Origin of the sequence: Treponema lecithinolyticum ATCC 700332 (assembly GCA_000468055.1) — a bacterium.
Lineage (GTDB): Bacteria > Spirochaetota > Spirochaetia > Treponematales > Treponemataceae > Treponema_C > Treponema_C lecithinolyticum.
This window is the reverse complement of sequence record KI260552.1, coordinates 33400-58658: the sequence shown is the minus strand read 5'-3', so window position 1 is coordinate 58658 and position 25259 is coordinate 33400. Positions and strand designations below refer to the sequence as shown.

The window sequence follows — 25259 nt, the reverse complement described above, 5'->3', positions numbered from 1 at the left end:
TACCATTTTTTTTACTTTGCTTTTTTGTTTTAAATATGTTGACATTCTTTTGTTTGAATGATAAATTAAATATAAAAGTTAGTTTAAACTAACTAACTAATCTAAAAAGGAGCACTTTTATGAGTAAAAGTAATGTAAATCGAAATGAGATTGCCCTTTCTTTTTGGACGGTCTTTGTAGCGCTTTGTGTGCTTGTTGTCGTAAATTTTACCGGATGCAAAAATGCGGTTGCCGATAATTCTGCGGATATCCGGCTGTTCGATAAAATCTATACGGTAGACGGTATAAAATTTACGATGAAAGCCATTGATGCCGTAACCGACGGTAGTGTGGGGCACAAAGATAACGATGACAACAATGTACATACGGTAAGTTTAACAGCGTATTACATAGCTGAAAGCGAAGTAACGCAAGAGTTATGGTATGCGGTTATGGGTAATAAGCCGAGCTATTTCGACGGTACTACGGGAAAAGAAGCTGCCGACCGGGAAAATCAAAAAAAACGTCCGGTTGAAAAAGTGAATTGGTATCATGCAATAACTTTTTGCAATAAACTGAGCATAAAATGCGGTCTTGAGCCCTGTTATACGGTTACGGTTAAGGGAGTGCCTGTGGATTTTTCTTCGCTTAAGTTCGATGAAATCCCTACAACCGAAAAGTATGCAGGAAGCGATGATTGGAACAAAGCCGTATTGGATATAAGTAAAAACGGGTTTCGTTTGCCAACCGAAGCCGAATGGGAGTGGGCTGCAAAAGGCGGAAAAAACTTTAAATGGACCGATACCGATGACAGTACTTATTTGAAGGATTATGCATGGTATAAAAACGATGCAGGAGGAGACTCCAACAAAAAGACACACGCAGTAAAAATGAAAAAACGCAACGGTTACGGATTATATGATATGAGCGGGAATGTATGGGAATGGTGTCATGATTGGTATGAAGACCCGCTGCCCAATCCGCTGCCGAAAGATCATCAAGGTGCTGCCGACGGTACATATCGTGTAGTGCGCGGCGGAGGGTGGAACAGCCTTGCCGATTTTACTACCTGTTCTTATCGGCTTATTTTAGGACCGGGAAATCAGTTTTTCGATTTAGGCTTGCGGATAGTGCGCCGATAACTATTTTTTACACGGACGGGTTGTGCGGTTAACAAGAACTTCAAAATGTTTAAAATCTTTTTTTCGATACTTGTGTTTTTAATCAATTAGAGATATAATGCAGATAAGTTAATTTTGTAGTAAACACAGGAGAAAAAAATGATTGATGCCGAAAGCGCACATGGAATAGTTTTATACGAAGACGACAACCATAAATTTATTTGGCTCGGTTCGGAAAGCCGGTACCGTAAAGGGGCGGTGCAAACAATGCAGTACCTTATTATAGATAACGGACGCGGCGTTTTGCTTGATCCGGGCGGAGTGCACTTGTTTTCCCGTGTCGTGACGGCAGTCAGCCGCTATATTTCGGTAGATAAAATCGATACTATTTTCTTTTCGCACCAAGATCCCGACGTTTCATCGGGAATAGCGTTATGGCTGGGGATTACCGATGCTAAGGTATATATTTCTTCACTTTGGGTACGTTTTATGCCGCACTTCGGTATAGTGGATGTTTCGCGTATTGTTCCCATACCGGATAAGGGAATGGAGATAGGTTTGCCTTCAGGCTCTAAAATGCGCTGTATGCCCTCGCACTTTATGCACTCTCCCGGTCAATTCAGTTTGTACGATGAGCGCTCCCGTATTTTCTTTAGCGGCGATATAGGAGCTGCCGTTTTCGGAGAAGACGATGAAGTTGCCTTTGTGGAAGACTTTGAAAAACACCTTCCGCTTATTGAAGGATTTCACGTGCGCTACATGGCATGCAATAAAATCGTGCGCCGCTGGACGGAAATGGTGCGGCGTTTGAATCCTACTATGATAGTACCGCAGCACGGTGCAATATATAAAGGCGAACAGGTCGACAATTTTTTAAACTGGCTGAGCGAACTTCAGTGCGGCTGCGACCGTATAGAACAGCTTTTTTAATGCACAAGGCGGCACCCTATGAACCAAAACGAAATAAACGATAATTTTTCCGATGCCATTCATAAAATGAATATCCGGTACAATAAAAGTGTTGTACTTGACTTTGTAACGGTCCATTCTTTGGAAATTATAGACGAAGCTATGGACAGTTTACAGGACGGCTTTAATACAATTCTTGCGGCTTTTGAAGAAATACGGGCGGGAAGCGGAAGCTCGGCTACAAATGCAAGCCGTGTAAACCAAATGATGAGCGAAATTCTTGAAAACAGAAAAAAACTGCAAATAGAAATTCATAAACGCGTCGGTGAAATCGAAACGGCTTCGCAAAATGCGCAAAACGCTGCCTCCGCTTTTGAAATCCTTAAAGAAAGAACTTCGGATGTGGAAGATATGCTTGCAGGTATTCAAGACGTATCGGTTAAAACCGGTATTCTTGCCATCAATGCGTCGATTGAAGCCGCCCGTGCGGGTAAAGTGGGAAGCGGTTTTAGAATTATAGCCAACGAAGTGCGTTCGCTTGCAACTCAAACCGGCGATTTTACAAAAAAAATCGAAGCAAAGTTAAACGAGTTTAGAGAAGCGGTTGACGAAATCAACGGCAATATGAGCGTATTTATTCAGCTGTTTTCAAAATTCCAAAAATCCTTTACCGGCGTTTTGAACAATTTTGACGAAAACTCCATCACGATGTCGCAAGCCGGCGATTCGCTTGCCGAAATTACCGCTTCCATCCAAGAGCAAGCTAACGCAATTCAAGACGGCGTTGCTTCTTTGGACAAAGTAAACGGTTCGTTAATCGATACCCGCGCTATTTTGGATGTAGTGCAAATAAGCCATTCGTTCTTAAACAGATTGTTGGAAAAGGCAGACTGAAAAACCGCAAAAACAACAGCGTGCTGAAAAAACAACAGCGCTTTATAAACGCGGTTTTTGTGCCGATACTCAAAAAGTATGAACACCTATGCATTTTTATATGCCGGCGCTTTGTCGTCTTTTGCGGATAAAAAACTTTTTGACGGTTTGAGCGCACGGGAAAAAACTCGGTTGTGGGCACAAAACCTTGCACACTGTGCCGGAGTTGAAATTCTGGATACGCCGCTTACGGTAAGCGAACTTTTACATAAAATGGACGCGGTTTTAAGCGAAAAACACGCCGATCACGCAGTGTTTGCATGGGCTGATTGTCCGTTTTTAAACGCCGGTATAAGCGAACGCTTGGTTTCGCTTCATACACGCTATGCAGCAGAATACACATTTGCCGACGGTTATCCCTACGGTTTTGCGCCTGAAGTGCTTGCTGCAGGAACCGTACGCATATTGGCAGCTCTTGCCGATTCCAAACCGGATGCGGGAAACGTAAGTGTGGGACGCGAATCGATTTTTGAACTTATAAAAACCGATATCAATTCGTTTGAAATAGAAACTTTTATTTCTGCCCGTGATTACCGTTATTTGCGCTTGAATTTAAGCTGCAGTTCCAAACGGGACACGCTTGCTTGCACCCGTTTGTTTTCTTTAATGCAAAACGCTGCAAATGTGCATGCAGATGGCGGAATCGATGCGGACGCCGTGTGCGATTTAGCGGCAAAATCGGCTGAAGTGCAGCGCACGTTTCCCGCATTTTACAATGTGCAAATATGCACCTCTTATGCCGCATCCGATAAAAAGGCGCAAAACGGTATGTCTTGTATATACGAGCCTATTGTACCTAAAAAACTGTCGCTTCCCGAATTCATGGATATAAAAGACTTTGAACGCTTTATCGATAAAGCCTTTGATTTTTCCGATGATGCGGTAATCGGTTTATCGTTTTTAGGCGATCCGGTGTATCATCCGCAATTTACGGATTTTGCGCGAGCGGTTTTAAGGCACCCGAATTTTTCGCTTTTAATAGAAACCGACGGTCAAACCCTTGATGAACATACCGCACGCACGATATTATCTTTTGCGCCTGAAAATCCGCTGCGCATAACAGGATATCCTGCGGTAAATTGGATAATAAAACTTGACGCTGCCGACAAAGACGGGTATGAAAAGCTGCATCCGGGAAAAAGTTTTGAGCGTGCCGTGCACACGGTAGAATTTTTACAAACTTTGTTTCCGCGTGCGGTATACCCCCAATTGGTACGCATGAAGTGTAACGAAAATCAATTGGAACATTTTTTTAGGCAGTGGAAAGCCGACGGCAGCGGAAATCTTATCGTCCAAAAATACGACTCTGTTTCCGGATTTTTAAAGGATGAACGGACTGCGGATTTATCTCCTGCTGTGCGTACGCCGTGCTGGCATATCAAGCGCGATGTATGCGTGCTTTCAGACGGGAGCGTTCCGCGCTGCAAAGCGGCTGTTTTTGCTGCCGGAAGCGGCTCGCACTGCGCTGTCGGATCCGAAACAAGCGGGTTTTACGGCAATGTGTTTACCGAAGAACTTCAAACTTTATGGGAGAGGGGAACTTTTAAATTACAAGAACAATTGGACGGCATATACAGCGATCAGTGCGGAACAAGCGATGAATACTATACCTTTAATTTTTAACGAACGGCAAATAAAGCGGACCGTACTGGGGCAAAAAAAACTATCCGCACACTCGTCTTCTTTTTTAGAATCCGTTGCCGTTATGCTTTTAAACCGTAACGGCAGCCACTATTGCAGGCGCAATATCGAAAATCTTTTAAATTGCGGATTTACCGAAATTATTGCGGTTGAAAATTCTTCTCACAGTTACAGCGTTGAAGAGTTTGCCCAACGCTACGAGCAAGTAAAATTCGTCGTTCCGCTGGAAAACGTTACTCCCGGTGATATGATTAACATCGGTATGGCGGAAACCGAAAGTGCTTTTGTTTTGGTAATTTGGGACGATGTAAGAACCGTTCCCCCCTTTGTATCAAAAGAAACGCTGCGCAGCCTGGTACAAAGCGGACATTTGTGCAGTGCACCGGTTTTGCAAAGCGCCCACTTGCAGTATATTCCCGTACGTATGCAGCCAAAAATAGAAAAAAACACCTTTTCCGTTGTGCCGCCCGATTTTTCCGCTATGCGTTCAAACGCCGGTTTAAAAACGGTGTACCCGTTTGATTTTATGGGGATATACGACAGACAAAAATTTATGCAGTTAGGCGGCTACGATTATACTATTGTAAGCCCCTATTGGCAAAATTTGGATTTTTCGCTTCGCGCTTGGCTGTGGGGTGAACGTATAGAATTGGACCAGCATTTCCGTTTAGTGTACGAAGAAGACATACCTTCTGAAAATACAACTGCAGACTATGCTCAGCTGCGTTTTTATTTAAAAAACTGCGCACCCGTATTTTATGCCGATCACGCATATATACCGAAAATCCGCTATTTTGATTTTGCCCGGCGCTATCCGGGCGGGATGTTTAAAGCATATTCGCTGTTTGCGGATGCCCGAAAATGGGTACACGAAAACCGCTTCCGTTTTAAAACGGATGTGGTGCAGTTTTGTCAAAATTGGGACACACAGCCGTGACAATCGTTGTCGTACAGTGCCGGCTTTCTTCTTCGCGTTTGCCGGAAAAAGCATTTTTACCGTTAGGAGCGGAAAAAAAACCGCTTTTTATATGGACTTTGCGTGCGATGAAAAAAGTACAAGCCGACCAATACTGGCTTGCTTGCGATTATGCTTCGTATGAGCGTTTGAATCCGCTTGCACAAAAAGAAGGGTGGAATTGTTTTGCCGGACCGGAAAACGATGTTTTGGAACGCTTTTGTCTTTTAGTGCAAAAAGTTAAAGCAGATATTATCGTGCGTGCAACGGCGGATAATCCGTTTTTGTTTTTTGAAGCCGCTCAAGCTTCTTTAGACGAATTTAAAAAAAGAGCTTGCGATTATTTTACCTATAGCGGATTGCCGCACGGAAGCGGAGTGGAAATCCTTTCTGCCGCCGCTCTTTTAAAAGCGCGCAAGGAAAATCCGAGTGCATTTGAAAAAGAACACGTAGGACCTGCTTTATACAACCATACCGATCGTTTTGTATGTATCAACGAAAACTCCGATGAGCGCTGGAATTATCCTTTATTAAGAACAACAGTGGATACGCTTGCCGATTACCATAAAGCGTGCCGTTTGTGCCGCTTTTTGGAAAGTTCGGAAACTTTAGCGCAGCAAAACTTACAAAAAGGGTATGCCGCAGCAGCTCCGTATAGTGCCGAACGTATAATTTGGGCACTGCAGCACCCGTACATGCATCCCGTTTTGACGGTTCCTGCCGTGCGTTCAGGATGCGGCACAGGGCACGTAAAACGCTGTTTGTCTCTTGCGTTATCGGATGCTTTGTACGCCGACGTGTATGTTCCTGCCGAACTGTTATCCGCAGACGATGCATCTTCGTCGTTTGCTTGCGGTGTAACATTACCGTCGTGCGGAGAAGCTGCGCTCAAAACCGCCGCCCTGTCCGGCGCCGCCGCTGAGATGATTAAAAAAGCGGTAACACAAAACGGTTTGCCTCAAAACCGCATAGTACACACGCTTCCGAAAAAAGGCGAGTATGCTCTTATCGTAACCGACGGTTTTTGTACCGATGCTGCACTCGGCAGTGCGCTGCACGAATGTGCGCCCGTTATCGCTATAGACGAAGGTTCGCGCCGAAGCGATTGGGCGGATTTTCTTATCGATATAATCCCGCCGCTAAAAAATAAAACCGTATTAAATAAATATGCCCCCTATTTTATTCCGCTTTCTGTTACCCGCAATAAATTAGAACCGGCGCTTAAAAAAACGGTTACCCGTATACTTATTTGTTTAGGCGGAGAAGACCCCTCAAACCTTGCACTTCCTGCCGCCCGTTGTTTTGCCCGCGTGCTGCGGGGAACGCATGTGCATATAACCGTTGTTACAAGCGCCGCCGAAACTGCAAGGGCTGCGGCAAAAGAACCGAACATTTCTTATGTTCCCTTTATTCCCGGCTTACCGGAGCGTATCGGCGAATACGATCTTGTAGTTACGCACTACGGTTTTACGGCTTTTGAAGCTGCTTCTGCCGGCTGTTTGCTGCTTTTGCTTGCTACCAGTACGCTGCATAAAAAACTTGCCCAAAAATACGGCTGCGTTTGTATTGAAAAAAAGCAGTTAAGCGAAAAAAAAATACATTCACTTTTATCAAAGCCGGAATGTTTGCAGCCGAAAACTTTATGCTCGCTTTTAAACACTGCTGAAGCTGCCGGAACTGTCAGTGTTGCCTGTACGGCCGGAACTGGCGAAGCGCGCGATTTGGCGCCGTTTATTGCCTCTTTAACCGGAGGAAAACGCCGAAATTGCCCGCTGTGTTCAAACTTAAACGGTTTGCAAGCCGAACTTAACCCGGTTGTTGCGCGCGACGAAGTTAAAACCGTCAGGCGCTGCCGCTCATGCGGTATGCTGTATATAAGCTGGCTGTGCGTTCCCAAAAAAGAATATTCAAAAGCTTATTTTTTTGAAGAATATAAAAAACAGTACGGCAAAACCTATCTTGAAGACTTTGCTTCAATAAAAACACAAGGATTGCGCCGTATGGCGCTTATAAACCGTTTGTGCCGTACAAAAGCTGTGCGGCAGCCGGCACAAAAGTCGGCGCAAAAATCGCTACAAAAACCTGCACAAAACGAGGTGGCAGTGCTCGATATCGGTTGTGCATACGGCGCTTTTTTGTCTGCCGCTGCGGATTTTTTATGGCAGCCGTTCGGCTTGGATATTTGCTCCGATGCCGTCGATTATGTTGTAAACACACTCGGCTTTTTTGCCGTGTGCGCCGCATTCCCTGCCGAAAAAGCTTATTTTAACGGTACAAAAAAAACATTCGATGCGCTTACAATGTGGTTTGTTATAGAACATTTTGAAGATTTGCATGCGGTGCTTTTAAAAGTAAGCGAATCGGTAAAAAAAGGCGGTGTTTTTGCATTTTCCACACCCTCTGCTTCCGGGCTGTCGGCACGTTTTGCAAAAAAAAGCTTTTTAAAAAATAGCCCATCCGATCATTTTATAATTTGGGATATAAAATATTGCCGCGCCGTATTAAAAAAGTACGGTTTTAAAGTGTGCAAAATCGTATCGATAGGGCACCATCCTGAACGTTTTCCCTATCTTAAATTAAAACAAACAAACCGCATTGCGCTGGCGATAAGCAAATTATTTGCGCTCGGCGACAGTTTTGAAGTATACTGTAAAAAAATTCGGTAAACACAGATAAATAAGGTAAATACAGGTGAAATAAATGGAAAAAAAACACGTATTGATACTCGGTGCGGGACTTATGCAAAAACCGGCTGTAGAAGCCGCCCATAAACTGGGCTGCCGCGTTACCCTTATCGACGCAAATCCGCAAGCCGTGTGCCGCACTTTGGCGGAAAAATTTGAGCAAATCGACTTAAAAAACACCGAGCAAATTTGCGATTTTGCCCGTTCTCTTAAAAAAAGCGAAGGCTTGGATGCGGTGTTTACCGCCGGAACAGATTTTTCTTATGCAGTTGCTTGCGCCGCGCACGAATGCAATTTAAGCGCCCACACAAGCCAAGCGGCAAAGAACGCAAGCGATAAAGTGCTGATGAGAAACTGTTTTGATAAAGCGGGGGTACCGTCGCCGCATTTTGTTCAAGCCGACAGTTCTTTTGCCGCTTTTAACCAAAAACAAGCCGAAGATTTTATACACAAGAACAAACTGGATTTTCCGCTTGTGGTAAAACCCTGCGACAATATGGGCGCACGGGGATGCCGTTTAGTGCGCGGCGCAGAATCTTTGGCGGAAGCGGTAAAAGATGCTTTGCGCTATTCGCGGACATTTAGGGTAATAATAGAAGAATATATGGACGGAAGCGAATTCTCCATAGACTCTTTAGTGTTTGACGGACAGCTTACCGTTACCGGTTTCGCCGAGCGGCACATTTACTTTCCGCCGTATTTTATAGAAATGGGGCACACTATGCCCGCTCTTATAGATAAAACGGATAAAGAGCGTTTGCTCGGCGCTTTTTGGTCGGGTGTAAAAGCGCTCGGTTTAAGCTGCGGCGCTGCAAAAGCTGACATAAAAATGATGTCAAAAGGTCCTATGATTGGCGAAATTGCCGCCCGCCTTTCCGGCGGTTATATGTCCGGCTGGACATATCCTTATGCTTCTCAAATGAACCTTACCGAACAAGCGCTTCTTTTAGCTTTGGGCGAAAAACCTGCAGAACTGCTGCAGCGCCGCCGCCTTGTTGGCGGTACTTCTGACATTTTTGACGTCCCCTGCAGTCATTGCAGCGCCGAACGCGCATGGATTTCAATTCCGGGTAAAATCGCACAAACAATGTTTTTTAAAAAAGCCGCAAATACTGAAAATGTAGTAGACTTTTTTCCGCGCATACAAAGCGGTCAAACAGCCGTATTCCCCGTTAACAATGTGGAAAAAGCGGGAAACGTTATTTCCCGTGCGCTTGAGCGGAATAAAGCAATTGAAGCTGCGCAAACGGCGGTACAAACCGTTTTTTTGCGCTTGCAAGCCGATAGCGCGACCGGCGCAATGAGTACAAGTGCCGCGAATGACGGAACTGCCGTGTTGTACGGCGCAAAAGACGGCAGCGGACAAAACTGCAAAGATACGCACGATTTTTTAAACGCACCGCTTAATACCTCGTTTCCGCCGTCGGCCTTTGTGATGCCGGATGACGTTATACGAAAAATCGACTCGCTGGATGAAAACGAATACACCGATACGGTAAAATCTGTCGCTCTTTTACCGTTTTTGGAAAAATATGCGCAGCTAAAAGATTGGAACGGAAAAACGCTGCAAAAAACGCTTGATTTATACAACGATTTGTTTTATAAAGAGCAGGGTAAAGCGGTACGCTTGTCCGTAAAAAAGTTGTGGCATTATTTTATCCGCGGCGGCTTACAGGGTGCCGTTTTTTATACCGACAGTAAAATCGGAGAACACTGTTGAGGAAAAAGTCAGTGAAAAAAAATACATACGGCTTTTTGTGCGCTTTGGTTGTATGTGCATTTGGTATTGTGCAAAATGTACCGGCGCAAAAAGCAGTAAACAAAAACGCAACAAACTCTTCAGCGTTAATATCACTTGCGGACATTGCAAAGCAAACTCAATCGGCTTTATATTGGGACGGTATGAGCGGCACCGGAATGTTCGAAAAAAACGGACATACGGTCAGCTTTTCAGTTCACAACGGTGTATTGATAGCCGACTATACAAACATGTCGCTGTGTTCAGTCCCCGTTAACAAAAACGGCACTGTGTATGCTGATAAAGAATTTTCCGATGCCGTAAAAAAAACGTTTGAAAAACTTCCGCCGGAAGTACATTTCCGCATAGGAGCTATTTTAATCGATCCGGGGCACGGCGGAAGCGATCCGGGAGCGGTTGCCGAGCACACGGTTAAAGGCAAAAAGGTGAATGTGCGGGAAAAAGACGTGGTATTGACGACTGCAAAGGATTTGTACCGGCGTCTTGTGCAAACCTATCCCGATAAAAAAATTATGCTTACCCGCAACACCGACACTTTTTTAACGCTTAATCAGCGTACCGATATTGCTAATACCGTAAAGCTTGAAGAACACGAAGCTATAATCTACGTTTCCATACACGCCAATTCGGCTTTTTATTCAAAAGCAAAAGGTTTTGAAGTATGGTATTTAAGTCCCGGTTACCGGCGCACACTTATTAAAAATACCGGAGCGGTTAAAGATAAAGAAGTGCTTCCCATCCTCAATTCAATGATGGAAGAAGAATTCACTACCGAAAGTATTTTAATTGCAAAATATATTCAAGACGGCTTAAAAGCCCAAGTGGGGAATATAACCGTCGACCGCGGCATAAAAGAAGAAGAGTGGTTTGTCGTGCGCAATGCGAATATGCCCAGCGTATTAATTGAATTGGGCTTTGTTACCAACCCCGAAGAAGGACCGCTGCTTTTAGACGAAAGCTACTTGCACAAAATGTCGCTCGGGATATATAATGGTTTGACTGCGTTCGTTACCCATTTTGAACAGTCAAGAGGATTTACCGGCGGCAGATGATCGATTTTAAATTGACTATAAGCACATTACACAAAAAACTTTTTATTGCTATTGCCGCTCTTTTTGTATTTTCGCTTGCTTTGTATATTATTTTTTATCCGGGAAGCCGAAAGCTGTTTTTATTTGAATCTTTGGATAAATCCGCAGTTTATGCCGAAGCGCGCTATATTCCCAGAAAACACTTCCGTTCGAGTATGCGTTTTTTTACGGATGAACTTTTGCTCGGACCGCAAAGCGACCGTTACCGTCCGCTGTTTGCTCAGGGAACGCGCGCCCTTGATTTTTTTAAAGGAGCTGACGGCGTTTTGTACGTTAATTTAAACGAAAAAGCCGTGTTGCAAAACGGCTCGTCATCGGCAACGCATACGGCGTGCAAACTGCTTGCACAAAACCTGAGGAAGAATTATAATGTACATGCTATAGAAATTACTATGATGGGGCATGAAATATATGTATACGAGGGCGGAAAATCGCGGTTTTACGAAAAAAACCGTTGACAAAAACCCACAGAAAGTATATTTTATATATACAAGGCTACATCATCTTGTATAAAAGGAGCTTTGAATGAAGAGGTCTTTCGTTTTAGTGGCAATGGCATTCCTTTTGATAGGAAGCTTTGCTTTTGGTGAAAAAGCAGTTCTTATTGACTTTTCAAATCTTGAGCCGGATATCGTCGCTGACGAAAACGGCAATCCCACTGTACACAGCAGAACCGTAATGGATTTTTCAAAAGTGTCGTCAATTCCGTTTGATGATACTCAAAAAGCCCTGATGCGTACTTCGCTGGTTTTAACCGATTGGGAAGTTCACTTAAATTCTTCCGCTCAGATTGTGGCTAACATGCAGCGTTCTATTGTTAAATCGGCTCCCGTTGTAGGCGGACCCTTTGCCGGTAAAAACATTATGGGCGTACGCATTGTATTCCCCACGGCGCCGGTAAATGCCAATGCGCGCATTGAACCTCCCTTTGACATTCCCGCATTTGAACCGATGGCTCAAATCGACGAAAACGGTCAAGTTGTTGAAGGTTCAAAACAAGCTAACGCATACCGTTTCCGCAAAAACGGTGACGATACTACCGGTTACGGTGTGTTGGACAACGTAGGAACGATTAAAGCGATTTCGTTGACAACGTACGGATACAACTATCCTCACGCTGTATACGTATTGCTTAAAGATAACGACAACGTGGAACGCCGCTATTTTATGGGTACGCTTAACTTCGACGGTTGGAAAAATCTTATTTGGAACAACCCCGATTACGTTACCGATATCCGCAACCGCGAAATCCGTGTATATCCTTTGTATCCGCGCGGACTTCCCTATGCCAAATTGTCCGGTATTTATGTTACCCGCGATGCGGCTCACGACGGCGGAGATTTTATAGGTTACTTTAAGCAAATCGATGTTATCTACGACAAAGCGGTTGCACAAACCGAACGCGACATTGCAGACGAAGACTTGTGGGGTATCGTTACCGAAAAAGAACAATACCGCCAATCTATCGAAATGCGGATGTTCGGTTCTCAGCAAGTTAACCGTTTTATCGAAAAGAACAACATGGCTAAAGAAGAAGGTTTCAGTGCTGCTGTAACGTCTTCTACTGAACAACAGTAAAACTGTTTTAGCTTAAGTTTATAAAAACGGGGGCTGTCTAAGAACGGAAGTTTTTGGGCAGCCTTGTTTTTTTATAGGGATATTGTAATGCCCGCACAAAACATTCTTTCGTTTCGCTCAAAAGACGAACTGCACCGTTTGTACGATGAATGTAAAAATATTTTTGTTTTACTTTTAGAAGAACTTCTTAAAGAATTAAAAAAAAGCATATCCTGTGTTTCAATGCCTTCGTTTAAATACCGGATAAAAGATTTTAACAGTTATTACCGTAAACTTTTAAAAATCGCTCCGTCCGCTCCCTCTGTGCTTGAAAGCAATAAACTGCCCGTTTTAACCGATTTACTCGGCGTACGGGTTATTTGCTCTTTTTTGGAAGATATCGGAAGCGCGGAAAAACAAATACTTGAACGCTTTGACGTATGCGAGCTTGAACGCAAAGGTTCGGAACGCACGTTCAGCGAATTCGGCTACGAATCGGTTCATATATTGCTTAAAATTCCGCAGTATATTTACGACAGCGTTTTGAGCAAAGAACAAAAAAAACTGATTCCGGACGGCTTAGTGTGCGAAATTCAAATACGTACTATTTTACAAGATGCGTGGGCGGAAGTTGAACACGAGTTAGTGTATAAATCGGAGTTTTCTCCTTTCGACCTTCCGCTGCGCCGAAAGCTTGCGTCTATGAACGCTATGCTCAGTCTTGCAGACATTGTGTTTCAAGAAATCCGCGATTACCAAAATAAATTGAATTCTGAAATAGATATGCGCCGTACCAGTTTTTATGAACAAGCCGATATTCTTTCTGCCGATAAACTTGATGCCGATGGAGAAATCAATAAAATGTCGTCTTCGCTAAAGGAGTTTGCTTCTTCTTCACCTTATGTGCAGGGTACCGTTGACGATATGCTTTTGGAAGCAATTCACGCGCATAATATAGGCAATTTGGACAGCGCTATCGATATTTACAGCCGCATATTACAAGCAAAAGCTGCAGCAAAACCCGTGGTGCTTTCGGTAATATACAAACACCGCGGAATGGCTTATTTTGCACAAAACCGCTACGAAGAAGCTAAAAAAGACTTTTTAACGAGTGTTGAAAAAAACGCTAACAACTATATGTCGCTGTATTATGTAGGTATTGTATACAGCGTTTTAAATGAAGAAGAAAAAGCGCTTGAATACTTTGACCGTTCATTGGAAATAAACAAATATCAATCGCATGTGTATTATCGCAAAGCTTTAGCACTTTTTCATTTAAGCCGTTTTGAACAATCGCTGGATAATTTGAATATCGCTTTTGCTTTGGGGCTTTCCGACGCTGAAGCGCAACGTTTGCGCTTATCGCTTGTAAACCGCTTGAATACGTAAAAGTCTTCATTTTAATGCTTGAGCTGTAAACATGCTGTAAGCATCCCGCTTGACACAAAAATAAAATTTTGATATGGTATGTAAAGTCGTTTGATACAAAATGTCTCCTTCGTCTAGTGGTTAGGACATCGGGTTTTCATCCCGACAACAGGGGTTCAATTCCCCTAGGAGATGTTCGCTAAGTCCGAAGCTGCGGTTTTGGATGTTTTTTGAAAAACGGGGTGTCTAAAAGCAGAAGACTTTTAAGGCACCTCTTTTTTTATGCCGGAGTTCTTTTTTGGTGGAACAAAACAGCTTTTCCCCGCAAATTTTGGATACGCACGCTTGTTCTGCATGGATTTCTTCCGGCGGGCCGCTTGAAAAACTGTTTGACGATTTTGAAGAGCGTCCCGGGCAAATCGCTTTGCTTGAACGTATTTGCGAAACATTTAACAAAAATAAAGTCGGCGTGTTTGAAGCGGGGACGGGTATAGGCAAATCTTTTGCCTATTTGCTTCCTGCCGTGCTGTGGGCGCTTAAAAATAAAGAACGCGTTGTTATTTCCACCGGTACCATCAACTTACAGCAGCAGTTGTTCGAAAAAGACGTACCTGCAGCCCGGCGGATATTAAACGAGGATTTTAAAGCCGTGCTGATGAAAGGCAGGCAAAATTATATATGCCGGCGGCGCTTAAACGATGCGTTAAATGAAATCGATTTATTTGACGACGAAAAAGAAGAACTGCAGCGGATAAGCGCGTGGGCTTCGCAATCCGAATCGGGAAGTAATTCCGATTTGTCCTTTATGCCGTCGCAGTCTTTATGGCAGCGCATTAATTCGGAAAGCGACGCGTGCATGGGCAGCCGCTGCCGTTTTTACGAAAATTGCTTTGTCATGAAAATGCGCAAAGAAGCGTCGTGCGCTTCGGTTTTAATCGTTAACCATCACTTGTTGTTTGCCGATATGGAAACGCGCTCTGTTTCGGCTTCTTTTGACGACAACGGTATTTTACCGGCTTATAAACGTTTAATTTTGGATGAAGCGCACGACGCGGAAAAAGCCGCCACTGGATTCTTTTCCGAATCGCTGAGCCGTTTTTCACTTTTAAAACAGTTAAATAAACTTCACCGCACACGGAAAAGTGCGTCCGCAGGTTTTTTATACGATTTACAAACCTTTGCAAGTGATGAAACTGCTGTGCAGGAAGTATTGACGTCTCTTATAAAATTAAAAACGTACATTCAAACTATGGAAGAACAAGCTCTTTCGCTGTTCGGCGAAAATTCAGTGTGGCGGCTGTGCGAAAGTACTGCAGTGCAAGCACAAGGTTTTATTACCGCTATGGATACTCTTGCCAGCGGTCTTAGCCTGCTGTGTTCGCAGCTTCGCACGCTTATAGACAGTATCGACGATGAAAATATTTCAGCGCCTGCAGTGTGGGAATCCAAGCAAATTATGAAGCGCCTTGAAGCCTATGCTCAATTGGGCAAAAACTTCGGTTTGTGGAACGAAAACGCCGATAAAGTATTTTGGCTTGAAAAACGCTTTTTGGAAAAAACGCAAGCGTATCCGGTGTGTTACCAAACACCGCTCGACATTGCGCCTCTTATGCACAACGGATTGTTTGAGCCTTTAGACACGGTTGTATGTACATCGGCAACGCTTACGGTTGCAGGAAATTTTTATTTTTGGATGAAACGAAGCGGTGCGTTTTTTGTAGATAAAGACCGTCTTTTAAACGACAGTTTTGCTTCTCCCTTTGATTATAAAAACAATGTATTGTTATCGGTTGTTTCGGATATGCCGCTGCCTTCGTCTTCGGATTTTCAACAGCATTTGGAACAGGCAATCGTTAATTTGATCCGTTCATCAAGCGGGCGTGCTTTAGTTTTGTTTACTTCGTACGAATCCATGCGTTCAGCTTGCGATTATGCGCGGAACATGCTTTCCGGCGAGAGTTTTTGCATATATCGCCAGGGAGACGACGACCGTTTTAGGCTGCTTGAGCAATTTAAAACACAAAAAGAAAGCGTTCTTTTTGCAACCGATTCTTTTTGGGAAGGGGTGGATATACCCGGTGAAAGTTTGTCGCACGTTATTATTGCCAAACTGCCGTTTACCGTTCCGTCAAATCCCGTTTTTGCTGCGAGAAGCGAAGATATCGACAAAAGAGGCGGTTCGTCTTTTATGGAATTAAGCGTACCGGAAGCGGTCATACGCTTCCGGCAAGGGTTCGGACGTTTACTTAGACGGTGTGCGGATCGAGGTGCCGTTACCGTTTTAGACCGCCGTTTAATTGAAAAACGCTACGGAGCTTTGTTTTTACAAAGCGTACCCGAAACAAAACGGATGTTCGACACCGCACAAAATGTATGTGCTTCCGTTCAGCGTTTTTTGGATAGTTAAAAACTTATTTAAAATCTTTGGGGCGGCGTTCAACACGCTTGCACTTTGTGCATTCGGCAATATTTTTTACTTTTCCGTTTTCGCACATGGTTTTCATAACGACTTCTCCGCCGCATGTGCAAAAGAATTTATGTGTTGAAACCGTTGTACGGGAGTTTTTACTTGCACCAGCCATACTAACCTCCGGAGTGTGAATATTTTACAAATATAGTATTTTTTGTCCGGTTAGTCAATCCGCAATATAAATATATTTTTTTTTCTTGACAAAATGTTACTATATTTAGAAGAAAAGTATGTTGAGTCATTTGTGTAAATGTTTGCACAACCGGGCTTTTCCATTTTTGCGCCCTATGATATACTTAAAACATGGGTGTAAAAAAATGCCGTTTCGGAGTGCTTTCCGACGGAACAAAAGTTAAATTATATACAATAGATAACGATGCTATGTCGTTTTCGGTAATGGACTATGGCTGTATCGTTACTTCAATTAAAGTGCCCGATAAAAACGGCGTACTCGAAGATGTTGCGCTCGGATATTCCACCCTCGAAGGGTATATAAACGATCGGCAAACTTATTTCGGCTCTTTGGTAGGACGTTTTGCAAACAGAATTGCAAATGCACGCTTTAGCTTAAACGGCACTGAATACTGTTTGGATGCAAACAATGGTCCGTCTTGCTTGCACGGCGGTTTTAACGGCTATAACCGCATGGTATGGAAAGCAAAAATCCTGCGCAGGGCTAACGAAACAGGAATACGCTTTTCCCGTGTTAGTCCAGACGGAGAACAGGGTTTTCCCGGAAAACTGAAAATACACGCAGAGTACGTTTTAACCACGCACAATGAATTGATTTTCCGCTACCGCGCTTTGTCAAATACAGATACGATTGTCAATTTAACCAATCATTCATATTTTAATTTAACGGGAAAAAGCGGCAGCGATATTTTATCGCATGAACTGCGCCTGAACGCTGAATGCTATCTTCCCGTTGATGAAAATTTAATTCCGCAGGGACAACCGTCGACGGTTGATAAAACGCCGTTTGATTTTAGAAAAGCAAAGCCGATAGGGAAGGATATTGAAAAAGTCGGCGGCTACGACCATTGCTTTTGTATAAAGGACGGCATTTATGCCGATAAGGACGGCTGTGATAAAATGGGCGGCAGCGCTAATGCCGGCATTCCCAAAGACGGCAATTGTTCGTCCTTGCCGTTGTGTGCTGAAGTGTACGAAAAGCAAAGCGGCCGTAAGATGAGCGTGTACACGGATAGACCGGGTGTGCAGTTTTATACGGGAAACTTTTTGGATGTTGCACACGGAAAAGACGGTGTGCCGTATAAAAAACACGCGGGTTTTTGTTTGGAAACCGAAGATTATCCGGATGCTCCCAATCGACCGGACTTTCCTTCAGCTGTTTTAAAAGCAGGGCACACATATACGGCGGTAACGGTGTACGCATTCGACACGGATAGCGGCGGCAATTGATGTACCGGCGGAAAATTTAACGATTTTAGTGATTTTTTTACCCTGATAGTTTTACCGGTGATAGTTGATTTATTTTTTCTAAAACGTTATTCTATGTGAAGTTATTTTTGCGAGGGGTGTTATGGACGTCCAGTTACAAGAGTTAATCGACAAAATTAAAAAAGACGGTGTTGCTTCCGCCGAAACGGCTGCGGCGGAGATAATTGCCGAAGCTGAAAAAAAAGCTGCAGCGCTTGTTGAAGAAGCACACACAAAAGCTGCCGACATTATAAAATCGGCAAAAGCGGAAACCGAGCGGCTCGAAAAAGCCAGTATCGATGCCGTAAGTCAAGCAGGCAGAAACCTGCTTATTTCTTTTAGAGACGGAATTAACGCTCAACTTGCGGCTTTTATAAAAACGGAAACGGAAAAAGCGTATTCTGCCGAATTGTTAAAATCGCTGGTTCCGGAAACGGTTAAACTGCTTGCTTCCAACCCGGATGCTCAAAATCTGTCAGTGCTGTTGAACGAAAAAGATTTAAAAGCGCTTGAACAAAATTTTCATGCCGCTCTTAAACAGCACATTGCCGGCGGTATTGAAATTAAAGCGGATAAAAATTTGTCTGCAGGTTTCCGTATCGGAACGGAAAACGGAGCCGCATACTACGACTTTTCAGCTGAAGCGGTTGCACAAATGTTTGCTTCGTATCTTAATCCGCGTACTGCACAAATCCTTAAAAGTGCTGCAGCGTCTTTGCGGGAGGAAAACCGATAGTGAGCTCGTATTACTATCTGGTGTCGCAGCTTCCGTCTTTTTCGCTTAAGGGCAATACTCCGCTGCCGATTACGGAAGCTCATTTTACCGATTTATGTACCCGTTTTTTGGACACAAAAGAGGCAAATCTTGCGCGCACCTTTTCTCTTGAGCCGCCTAAAGAACAAGTGCAAACGGTGTGCGCTTTTGTAAACGCATGGTACGATTGGGAACGTATGCTCCGCTTTGCACTGGCGCAAATCAGGGCGGCAAAACTAAAAAAAGAATTTATTTTGCATACCTACAGTCTTTCTGCGGATATTGTACAAATTGCCCGCACTGCAGTCGGTATGAATACGCCGCTTGAAGCCGAAGATTTTTTAAATGAACAGCGCTGTGCGGCGCTTGAAGCTATGCGCCCCATCGATGCGTTTTCGCTCGATGCGGTTTTTTATTATGCACTTAAATTAAAACTTGCATTGCGTATGAGAAAATTCAATACGGAAACCGGTATGGAATCGTACCGGACAATTTACGACAGAATACTTGGAGAATCAACATGACGGATACGAAAGGAAAAGTTGTCGGCGTCAACGGAAACATGATAAACGTTCAGTTTGACGGCGTCGTATCGTTAAACGAAGTGGGCTACGTAAAAGTTGCCGGAAAAAGCCTTAAAAGCGAAGTTATCCGCATACGCGGCGATCAAGCGCAAATGCAGGTTTTTGAAATGACTAAAGGCATTCAAACCGGCGACGAAGTGAATTTTACCGGTGATATGCTTTCCGTCGAGTTGGGGCCGGGACTTTTAGGGCAAGTATTCGACGGTTTGCAAAACCCGCTGCCGCAGCTTGCAGAACAAGCCGGATACTTTTTGGAACGCGGCGTATACATCGACGCGTTAAACGACAATTCACAATGGGATTTTACACCCATAGCAAAAACCGGCTCTCAAGTAAAAAAAGGCGATGTGCTCGGTTCCGTGCCCGAAGGACCGTTTACCCATAAAATTATGGTTCCCTTTTATTTTAACGACACGTATACGGTAAAATCGATAAGCGATGCAGGTCATAAAAAACTTAAAGACACAATCGCTGTGCTGAGCGACAGCAAGGGAAAAGAACATAACGTTACTATGAGTTTTAATTGGCCGGTAAAACGCGCTATCGACTGTTATGCAGAGCGCTTAAAGCCCGAAGAAACAATGGTAACAAAAATCCGCCTTATAGACACCTTTTTTCCCGTTGCCAAGGGCGGAACCTACTGTATCCCCGGTCCGTTCGGAGCGGGGAAAACGGTATTGCAGCACACAACCAGCCGCAACGCCGACGTTGATGTCGTTATTGTAGCCGCATGCGGCGAGCGTGCAGGTGAAGTTGTGGAAATCCTTAAAGAATTTCCCGAATTAACCGATCCGAGAACGGGACGTTCTCTTATGGAACGTACAATCATCATTTGCAATACGTCTTCCATGCCGGTTGCCGCCCGCGAAGCGTCGGTGTATACCGGGGTTACTTTAGCCGAATATTATCGTCAAATGGGGCTTCACGTTTTGCTTTTAGCAGACTCTACCAGCCGCTGGGCTCAAGCGCTGCGCGAAATGTCCGGCCGTTTGGAAGAAATCCCCGGAGAAGAAGCATTTCCTGCATATTTGGAATCGTATATCGCAGCTTTTTATGAGCGCGCAGGCATTGTGCGCTTGAGCGACGGTTCTTTAGGTTCGGTTACCATCGGCGGTACGGTTTCTCCTGCGGGCGGCAACTTTGAAGAGCCGGTAACCCAAGCTACGCTAAAAGTAGTCGGTGCTTTTCACGGGCTTTCGCGTGAACGATCCGATGCGCGAAAATACCCCGCAATCAATCCTTTGGATTCGTGGTCGAAGTATAAAAGCGTTATTCGTGAGGATTGGGTAAACTATGCGCGCGCTTTATTCCGCCATGCAACTGATGTTGAATCCATGATGAAAGTTGTCGGAGAAGAAGGTACCAGTCTTGCCGACTTTATCGTATACTTAAAAGGCGAATTCCTCGATGCTGTGTACTTTCAGCAAAACTCATTCGACGAAGTCGATTCTTCTCCGGAAGTTGAGCGCCAAACCTATGTGTTTAAACGGCTTTTGCAAGTACTCGGCTCGGATTTTGAACTTCCCGGAAAAGATGAAGCGCGTTCGTTTTTTAACCGTATGCGCCAAAAGTTTATAGACTGGAATTATACCGTGCGCACAAGCGAAGAGTTTAAACAAAAAGAAAGAGATATAGATGGATTGTACATAGCTATGTCGGGAACATTGAACGCACAAGCAGCCGATTTACTGAAGGACGGTGAATAATGAAAAAGGTATACAGTAAAATAGAATCGATAAACGGAAGCGTTATTACCGTCCGTGCCGAAAACGTTAAAAACGGCGAATTGGCAGAAATCGAAACCGTTTTTGGCACATCGCTTGCCGAAGTTACCCGTATAACGGGCGATACCGTTTCTTTGCAAGTATTTGCAGGAGGTCGCGGCGTTTCTACGGGAGATCAAATACGGTTTTTGGGACACGAAATGCAAATCAGTTTTTCCGAAAACCTTTTGGGACGCATTTTTAACGGTTCCGGCGAGCCGCGGGATAAAGGTCCTGCGCTGCACGAAAACCTTGTGGAAATCGGAGGACCTTCGGTAAACCCGTCAAAACGCATTATGGCGCGCCGCATGATCCGCACCGGTATTCCCATGATCGATGTATTCAATTCGCTGGTTGTTTCGCAAAAACTGCCGATATTCAGTATTTCCGGCGAGCCGTACAATCAGCTTTTGGCGCGCATAGCTATGCAAGCCGAAGTAGACGTTATTGTTTTGGGCGGCATGGGCTTAAAGTATGACGATTATCTGTACTTTAAGAGTGAACTTGAAAACGGCGGCGCTTTAAGCCGCACGGTAATGTTTGTTCATACCGCAGCCGACCCGACTGTCGAATGTCTTAAAATTCCGGATATGTCGCTTGCCGTTGCAGAGCAATTTGCTTTGCAGGGTAAAGACGTACTCGTATTGCTTACCGATATGACAAACTTTGCCGATTCAATGAAAGAAATTGCCATTACGCAAGAACAAGTTCCGTCGAACCGCGGTTATCCGGGAGATTTGTACAGCCAGCTTGCCGCACGCTACGAAAAAGCCGTAGACTTCGACGATGCCGGTTCGGTAACCGTTTTGGCGGTTACCACTATGCCCGGAGACGACGTAACGCACCCCGTTCCCGACAATACAGGCTACATTACCGAAGGTCAGTATTACTTAAAGGGCGGGCGCATTGAACCGTTCGGAAGTTTGTCGCGCTTAAAGCAAAACGTAAACAACAAAACGCGCGATGATCACCGTACCCTCATGGACAGTATGATCCGCTTGTACGCTTCGTACAAAGATACCCTCGAAAAAAAGGCAATGGGTTTTATGATGTCCGAGTGGGATGAAAAATTACTTAAATACGGTGCAATGTTCGAAAAAGAAATGATGGACTTATCCATAAACATTCCGCTGGAAAGTGCTTTGGATATGGGATGGAAAATTCTTGCTTCTTGCTTTAATAAAGAAGAAACGGGTATAAAGTCCGAATTGACGACAAAATATTGGCGCGAGGCGTAAGCGATGGCTGCCGTTAAGCTGACAAAAAACGAATTAAAAGCTCAAAAAGACGCGCTTAAAATGTACCGGCGCTATTTGCCTACATTGACGCTAAAAAAACAACAGCTGCAAACGGAAATCCGTACCATAGACGAGCGGGCAAAGGAAGTGAGGGCAAAGCGAAAGGCGCTCGACACGGAATTTAAAGCGTGGATTGCCGTTTTTGGGGAAGCTGATGTATTTACCGACGATATGGTACAAGTTCACAATATCCGTAAAGGAACGGGAAATATTGCCGGTGTGGTTATTCCCGTATATGAAGGTGCGGACTTTACGCGCGGCGATTACGATTTGTACAAACTGCCGTTGTGGGTTGACTTAGCGGCAGTTAAATTGGAACAAGCTTTGTCTTTGGATTTGGAAGCCGAAGTTTTGGAAGAACAAGTGCGTCTTTTAACCAGAGAATTGCGTACGACAACCCAACGCGTTAATTTGTTTGAAAAAGTAAAGATTCCTGAAACAAAAATGAACATAAAATCGATCAGTGTATATTTGGGCGACCAGCAAGTCGCTGCCGTTGTGCGCGGAAAAATTTCTAAAAAAAACTTGGAAAAAGTTGCCGAAAAAAACAGGGAGAATGAACTATGATTGTACCTATGAAAAAAATATCCCTTGTGCTTTTGGACAGCGAGCGTAAAACGGCGCTTAAAAAACTGCGTACTTTAGGTTTGGTACACGTCGAACATATTGAAGGCAAAAGCGAAGCGCTCAGCCGCTGCAAAAGCGATTGCGAAAAACTGCACAGCGCTTATGCACTGACAGCCGATGTAAAGCAAGCTAAAAAAAAGCAAAAAGACATCGGCACAGAACAAGCGCTTGCAAAAGCCAATGAAATCGTCGAGCGTTATGCTTTGCTTAAAGACGCCGATGACAAAGCAGCTGCAGCAAAAGCGGAACTTGAGCGTTTAAGAGGCTGGGGTGCGGTAAACACTGACGATCTTGCTTTTCTTGCCGGTAAGGGAATCGGACTTTGTTTGTACGAAATACCCAATGATAAATATGACGAACTGGGTGAAGATGTTGAAACGGTTTTTCTAAACCGCGATAAAAATACTACCCGTTTTTTGCTTATAGAAAGAGAAGGCGGCGTTCGTATCGGAAAAACTTCGCTTAAAGAAACACTGCCGCCGGAAGCGTATGCAGTGCCACTTCCCGAAATGCCGACCGTGCAGCTTGAACAAAAAATAAAGGAATATGCCGAATTGCGTGCGCGCTTAAGCGGACAAATAACCGCTGACGCCGTATATGCGCAAAGTATTAAAAAAGCTGCATGCGAAGCGGAAAAAGCTGCCGAATTCGAAAACTTATATTCGGGAATGGGGCACGAAGAAGAAGGAAAGCACGCTTTGGCATGGCTTTCGGGCTTTGTGCCTGCTACAGACTTACCGCGCCTTGCAGAGTGTGCAAAAAAAGAAAATTGGGCTTTGCTTTCCGCAGAACCTGCGCCGGATGAAGAAGTACCAACTAAACTTAAAAACAATAAACTGATCAGCTTAATTTATCCGCTTTCCGACTTTTTGGATACGGTTCCCGGCTACCGTGAACACGATATATCCGGTTGGTTTTTGCTATTTTTTGCGATCTTTTTTGGTATGATTTTCGGCGATGCTGGCTACGGTTCTTTAATGCTTATACTGGCTTTGTGTGCAGCTTTATTTTCGATACTTAAGCGCAAAAAGGTAAAGCCTGAAATAGGCTTGTTGTTTATTTTGGGCTTGTCTACCGTAGTATGGGGCAGTGTAACGTGTAGCTGGTTCGGTATTCCCGTCGATAAATTACCCGCTTTTTTAGTGTCGCTTTCGTTTGAACCTTTATCGAGCGCATACGCCGCCCAATCGCCGGAAAACAACCGCCGAGTTGTACAAAATTTGCAAATCTTTTGCTTTTGCCTCGCATTGTTGCAGTTGAGTATCGCTCACTTTAAAAGCATTGTGCGCAGCATTGCAGAGCGTTCGCTTAAAGCTTTGGGAGATACAGGTTCTCTTTTTATGCTGTGGGGAATGTTTTACGTTGTATTGAATATGGTGGTGGACAAAGTGCGCTTTCCCTTTGATGCAAGCATTCCGCTCGATATTTTTTCAGCCTATCCTATAGCATATCCGGTCGGTGCTTTTGTGGCAGGCGGTTTTATACTCAGCTTTGTGTTTTCCAATTACGAAGGAAGCGTAAAAGAGTCGGTTTTAGCAAGCTTAAAAAATATTATTTCCGTTTTACTCGGAGTAGTAAACGTATTTTCGGATATCGTTTCTTACATACGTTTGTGGGCGGTAGGTTTGGCAGGAGCGGCTATTTCGTCTACGGTAAACAGTATGGCAGGACCGTTTTTAGGCGGTTTTTTAATGTTTGCCGCAGTATTGATTTTAGCATTCGGGCACGGTTTGAATATCATATTAAATATGCTTTCGGTTATCGTGCACGGCGTGCGTTTAAATACATTGGAATTTTCCGGACACTTGGGAATGTCGTGGTCGGGGTTCAAATATAAACCGTTCAGCGAATAAGCTGAAGCTATTTTGATTTTACCGTCGAAACGGACGGACAACAGGAGATGTGTATGATTGGAATGTTCGGAGCAGCATGTGTTCTCGGTCTTGCAGCAACCGGTTCTGCAATAGGTATCGGTATAGCCGGTCAAGCGGCGGTAGGTGCATGGAAGCGCTGTTATGTAAACAATAAACCTGCCCCCTTTATTTTAGTTGCTTTTGCCGGTGCTCCGCTGACACAAACCATTTACGGCTTTTTGCTTATGCAGTCTATGATTAACTCTACAAAAGACGGTATGTTTCTTTTGGCGCTCGGTCTTTTTTCGGGTCTTGCTATGGCAGCTTCCGCAGTATATCAGGGAAAAGCCGGTGCTGCCGGTTCCGACGCGTTGGGTGAAACGGGCAAAGGCTTTGTACAGTACCTTACGGTTGTAGGTCTTGCAGAAAGTGTTGCGCTTTTTGCAATGGTATTTTCTTTTATCGTACTGTAA

The 25259-nt window shown here is 44.2% G+C and carries 21 protein-coding genes and 1 tRNA gene; 21 read left to right on the top strand and 1 reads right to left on the bottom strand.

Annotated elements, in window-relative coordinates:
* Positions 1-119 precede the first annotated feature (119 nt).
* From HMPREF9193_RS00285 to HMPREF9193_RS00225, 13 genes are all read left to right on the top strand, one after another.
* The gene (locus HMPREF9193_RS00285; protein WP_021686030.1) at positions 120-1121 is read left to right on the top strand and encodes a formylglycine-generating enzyme family protein; all 1002 of its coding nucleotides are present in this window, start codon (positions 120-122) and stop codon (positions 1119-1121) included.
* Positions 1122-1259: 138 nt separating this feature from the next.
* Positions 1260-2030, top strand: a complete 771-nt coding sequence (locus HMPREF9193_RS00280) for an oxygen-binding di-iron domain-containing protein (RefSeq protein WP_021686029.1) — start codon at positions 1260-1262, stop codon at positions 2028-2030.
* Positions 2031-2048: 18 nt separating this feature from the next.
* Complete coding sequence (locus HMPREF9193_RS00275; protein ID WP_021686028.1) at positions 2049-2903, top strand: methyl-accepting chemotaxis protein; 855 nt, start codon at positions 2049-2051, stop codon at positions 2901-2903.
* Between the two features lie 78 nt (positions 2904-2981).
* Positions 2982-4565: a spiro-SPASM protein gene (locus HMPREF9193_RS00270; RefSeq protein WP_021686027.1), complete on the top strand. Its 1584-nt coding sequence runs from the start codon at positions 2982-2984 to the stop codon at positions 4563-4565.
* On the top strand, positions 4540-5520 hold the full coding sequence (locus HMPREF9193_RS00265; protein WP_021686026.1) for a glycosyltransferase family 2 protein: 981 nt from the start codon (positions 4540-4542) through the stop codon (positions 5518-5520). The genes HMPREF9193_RS00270 and HMPREF9193_RS00265 overlap by 26 nt, the downstream gene beginning before the upstream one ends.
* Positions 5493-8204 carry a cytidylyltransferase domain-containing protein gene (locus tag HMPREF9193_RS00260; RefSeq protein ID WP_084604329.1) on the top strand — a complete coding sequence of 904 codons (2712 nt, stop codon included), beginning with the start codon at positions 5493-5495 and terminating at the stop codon, positions 8202-8204. The genes HMPREF9193_RS00265 and HMPREF9193_RS00260 overlap by 28 nt, the downstream gene beginning before the upstream one ends.
* Positions 8205-8238: 34 nt before the next feature.
* Positions 8239-9942 carry an ATP-grasp domain-containing protein gene (locus HMPREF9193_RS00255; RefSeq protein WP_021686024.1) on the top strand — a complete coding sequence of 568 codons (1704 nt, stop codon included), beginning with the start codon at positions 8239-8241 and terminating at the stop codon, positions 9940-9942.
* 11 nt (positions 9943-9953) lie between these two features.
* Positions 9954-11033 carry an N-acetylmuramoyl-L-alanine amidase family protein gene (locus tag HMPREF9193_RS00250; protein ID WP_245565482.1) on the top strand — a complete coding sequence of 360 codons (1080 nt, stop codon included), beginning with the start codon at positions 9954-9956 and terminating at the stop codon, positions 11031-11033.
* A complete protein-coding gene (locus tag HMPREF9193_RS00245) occupies positions 11030-11530 on the top strand; it encodes a GerMN domain-containing protein (protein ID WP_021686022.1) in 501 nt (166 codons plus the stop codon). The genes HMPREF9193_RS00250 and HMPREF9193_RS00245 overlap by 4 nt, the downstream gene beginning before the upstream one ends.
* 67 nt (positions 11531-11597) lie before the next feature.
* Positions 11598-12650 (top strand): flagellar filament outer layer protein FlaA, encoded by a 1053-nt coding sequence (locus HMPREF9193_RS00240; protein WP_021686021.1) that lies wholly within the window; start codon positions 11598-11600, stop codon positions 12648-12650.
* An 87-nt stretch (positions 12651-12737) separates the two neighbouring features.
* Positions 12738-14018, top strand: a complete 1281-nt coding sequence (locus HMPREF9193_RS00235; protein ID WP_021686020.1) for a RelA/SpoT-related domain-containing protein — start codon at positions 12738-12740, stop codon at positions 14016-14018.
* A 102-nt stretch (positions 14019-14120) separates the two neighbouring features.
* Positions 14121-14192, top strand: a tRNA-Glu gene (locus HMPREF9193_RS00230).
* A gap of 106 nt (positions 14193-14298) precedes the next feature.
* On the top strand, positions 14299-16404 hold the full coding sequence (locus HMPREF9193_RS00225; protein WP_021686019.1) for an ATP-dependent DNA helicase: 2106 nt from the start codon (positions 14299-14301) through the stop codon (positions 16402-16404).
* A 4-nt stretch (positions 16405-16408) separates the two neighbouring features.
* On the opposite strand, the gene HMPREF9193_RS11115 is transcribed toward HMPREF9193_RS00225, so the two are convergent.
* Positions 16409-16579 (bottom strand): hypothetical protein, encoded by a 171-nt coding sequence (locus tag HMPREF9193_RS11115; protein WP_021686018.1) that lies wholly within the window; start codon positions 16577-16579, stop codon positions 16409-16411.
* Between the two features lie 191 nt (positions 16580-16770).
* Between HMPREF9193_RS11115 and HMPREF9193_RS00220 the strand changes: the two genes are divergently transcribed.
* The 8 genes from HMPREF9193_RS00220 to HMPREF9193_RS00185 all read left to right on the top strand — a co-directional run bounded on the left by HMPREF9193_RS00220 (position 16771) and on the right by HMPREF9193_RS00185 (position 25259).
* Positions 16771-17889: an aldose epimerase family protein gene (locus tag HMPREF9193_RS00220; RefSeq protein WP_021686017.1), complete on the top strand. Its 1119-nt coding sequence runs from the start codon at positions 16771-16773 to the stop codon at positions 17887-17889.
* A gap of 121 nt (positions 17890-18010) precedes the next feature.
* Positions 18011-18643: a V-type sodium ATPase subunit E gene (locus tag HMPREF9193_RS00215; protein WP_021686016.1), complete on the top strand. Its 633-nt coding sequence runs from the start codon at positions 18011-18013 to the stop codon at positions 18641-18643.
* Entirely contained in the window at positions 18643-19185 is a 543-nt protein-coding gene (locus tag HMPREF9193_RS00210; RefSeq protein ID WP_021686015.1) for a hypothetical protein, read from the top strand. Before HMPREF9193_RS00215 ends, HMPREF9193_RS00210 begins: the two co-directional genes overlap by 1 nt.
* The gene (locus HMPREF9193_RS00205) at positions 19182-20951 is read left to right on the top strand and encodes a V-type ATP synthase subunit A (RefSeq protein WP_021686014.1); all 1770 of its coding nucleotides are present in this window, start codon (positions 19182-19184) and stop codon (positions 20949-20951) included. The genes HMPREF9193_RS00210 and HMPREF9193_RS00205 overlap by 4 nt, the downstream gene beginning before the upstream one ends.
* Positions 20951-22246 carry a V-type ATP synthase subunit B gene (locus tag HMPREF9193_RS00200; protein WP_021686013.1) on the top strand — a complete coding sequence of 432 codons (1296 nt, stop codon included), beginning with the start codon at positions 20951-20953 and terminating at the stop codon, positions 22244-22246. Before HMPREF9193_RS00205 ends, HMPREF9193_RS00200 begins: the two co-directional genes overlap by 1 nt.
* A 3-nt stretch (positions 22247-22249) precedes the next feature.
* Positions 22250-22873 (top strand): V-type ATP synthase subunit D, encoded by a 624-nt coding sequence (locus HMPREF9193_RS00195; RefSeq protein WP_021686012.1) that lies wholly within the window; start codon positions 22250-22252, stop codon positions 22871-22873.
* An 8-nt stretch (positions 22874-22881) separates the two neighbouring features.
* A complete protein-coding gene (locus tag HMPREF9193_RS00190; RefSeq protein WP_245565481.1) occupies positions 22882-24786 on the top strand; it encodes a V-type ATP synthase subunit I domain-containing protein in 1905 nt (634 codons plus the stop codon).
* A 53-nt stretch (positions 24787-24839) separates the two neighbouring features.
* A complete protein-coding gene (locus HMPREF9193_RS00185; RefSeq protein WP_021686010.1) occupies positions 24840-25259 on the top strand; it encodes an ATP synthase subunit C-like protein in 420 nt (139 codons plus the stop codon).

What these genes read in the sequence shown, in the direction of transcription:
- HMPREF9193_RS11115 (WP_021686018.1), bottom strand. Translation starts at nt 16,579, where the DNA reads ATGGCTGGTGCAAGTAAAAACTCCCGTACAACGGTTTCAACACATAAA.
- HMPREF9193_RS00235 (WP_021686020.1), top strand. Translation starts at nt 12,738, where the DNA reads ATGCCCGCACAAAACATTCTTTCGTTTCGCTCAAAAGACGAACTGCAC.
- HMPREF9193_RS00190 (WP_245565481.1), top strand. Translation starts at nt 22,882, where the DNA reads ATGAAAAAAATATCCCTTGTGCTTTTGGACAGCGAGCGTAAAACGGCG.
- HMPREF9193_RS00195 (WP_021686012.1), top strand. Translation starts at nt 22,250, where the DNA reads ATGGCTGCCGTTAAGCTGACAAAAAACGAATTAAAAGCTCAAAAAGAC.
- HMPREF9193_RS00240 (WP_021686021.1), top strand. Translation starts at nt 11,598, where the DNA reads ATGAAGAGGTCTTTCGTTTTAGTGGCAATGGCATTCCTTTTGATAGGA.
- HMPREF9193_RS00280 (WP_021686029.1), top strand. Translation starts at nt 1,260, where the DNA reads ATGATTGATGCCGAAAGCGCACATGGAATAGTTTTATACGAAGACGAC.
- HMPREF9193_RS00285 (WP_021686030.1), top strand. Translation starts at nt 120, where the DNA reads ATGAGTAAAAGTAATGTAAATCGAAATGAGATTGCCCTTTCTTTTTGG.
- HMPREF9193_RS00220 (WP_021686017.1), top strand. Translation starts at nt 16,771, where the DNA reads ATGGGTGTAAAAAAATGCCGTTTCGGAGTGCTTTCCGACGGAACAAAA.
- HMPREF9193_RS00255 (WP_021686024.1), top strand. Translation starts at nt 8,239, where the DNA reads ATGGAAAAAAAACACGTATTGATACTCGGTGCGGGACTTATGCAAAAA.
- HMPREF9193_RS00215 (WP_021686016.1), top strand. Translation starts at nt 18,011, where the DNA reads ATGGACGTCCAGTTACAAGAGTTAATCGACAAAATTAAAAAAGACGGT.
- HMPREF9193_RS00200 (WP_021686013.1), top strand. Translation starts at nt 20,951, where the DNA reads ATGAAAAAGGTATACAGTAAAATAGAATCGATAAACGGAAGCGTTATT.
- HMPREF9193_RS00245 (WP_021686022.1), top strand. Translation starts at nt 11,030, where the DNA reads ATGATCGATTTTAAATTGACTATAAGCACATTACACAAAAAACTTTTT.
- HMPREF9193_RS00275 (WP_021686028.1), top strand. Translation starts at nt 2,049, where the DNA reads ATGAACCAAAACGAAATAAACGATAATTTTTCCGATGCCATTCATAAA.
- HMPREF9193_RS00270 (WP_021686027.1), top strand. Translation starts at nt 2,982, where the DNA reads ATGAACACCTATGCATTTTTATATGCCGGCGCTTTGTCGTCTTTTGCG.
- HMPREF9193_RS00265 (WP_021686026.1), top strand. Translation starts at nt 4,540, where the DNA reads ATGAATACTATACCTTTAATTTTTAACGAACGGCAAATAAAGCGGACC.
- HMPREF9193_RS00205 (WP_021686014.1), top strand. Translation starts at nt 19,182, where the DNA reads ATGACGGATACGAAAGGAAAAGTTGTCGGCGTCAACGGAAACATGATA.
- HMPREF9193_RS00185 (WP_021686010.1), top strand. Translation starts at nt 24,840, where the DNA reads ATGATTGGAATGTTCGGAGCAGCATGTGTTCTCGGTCTTGCAGCAACC.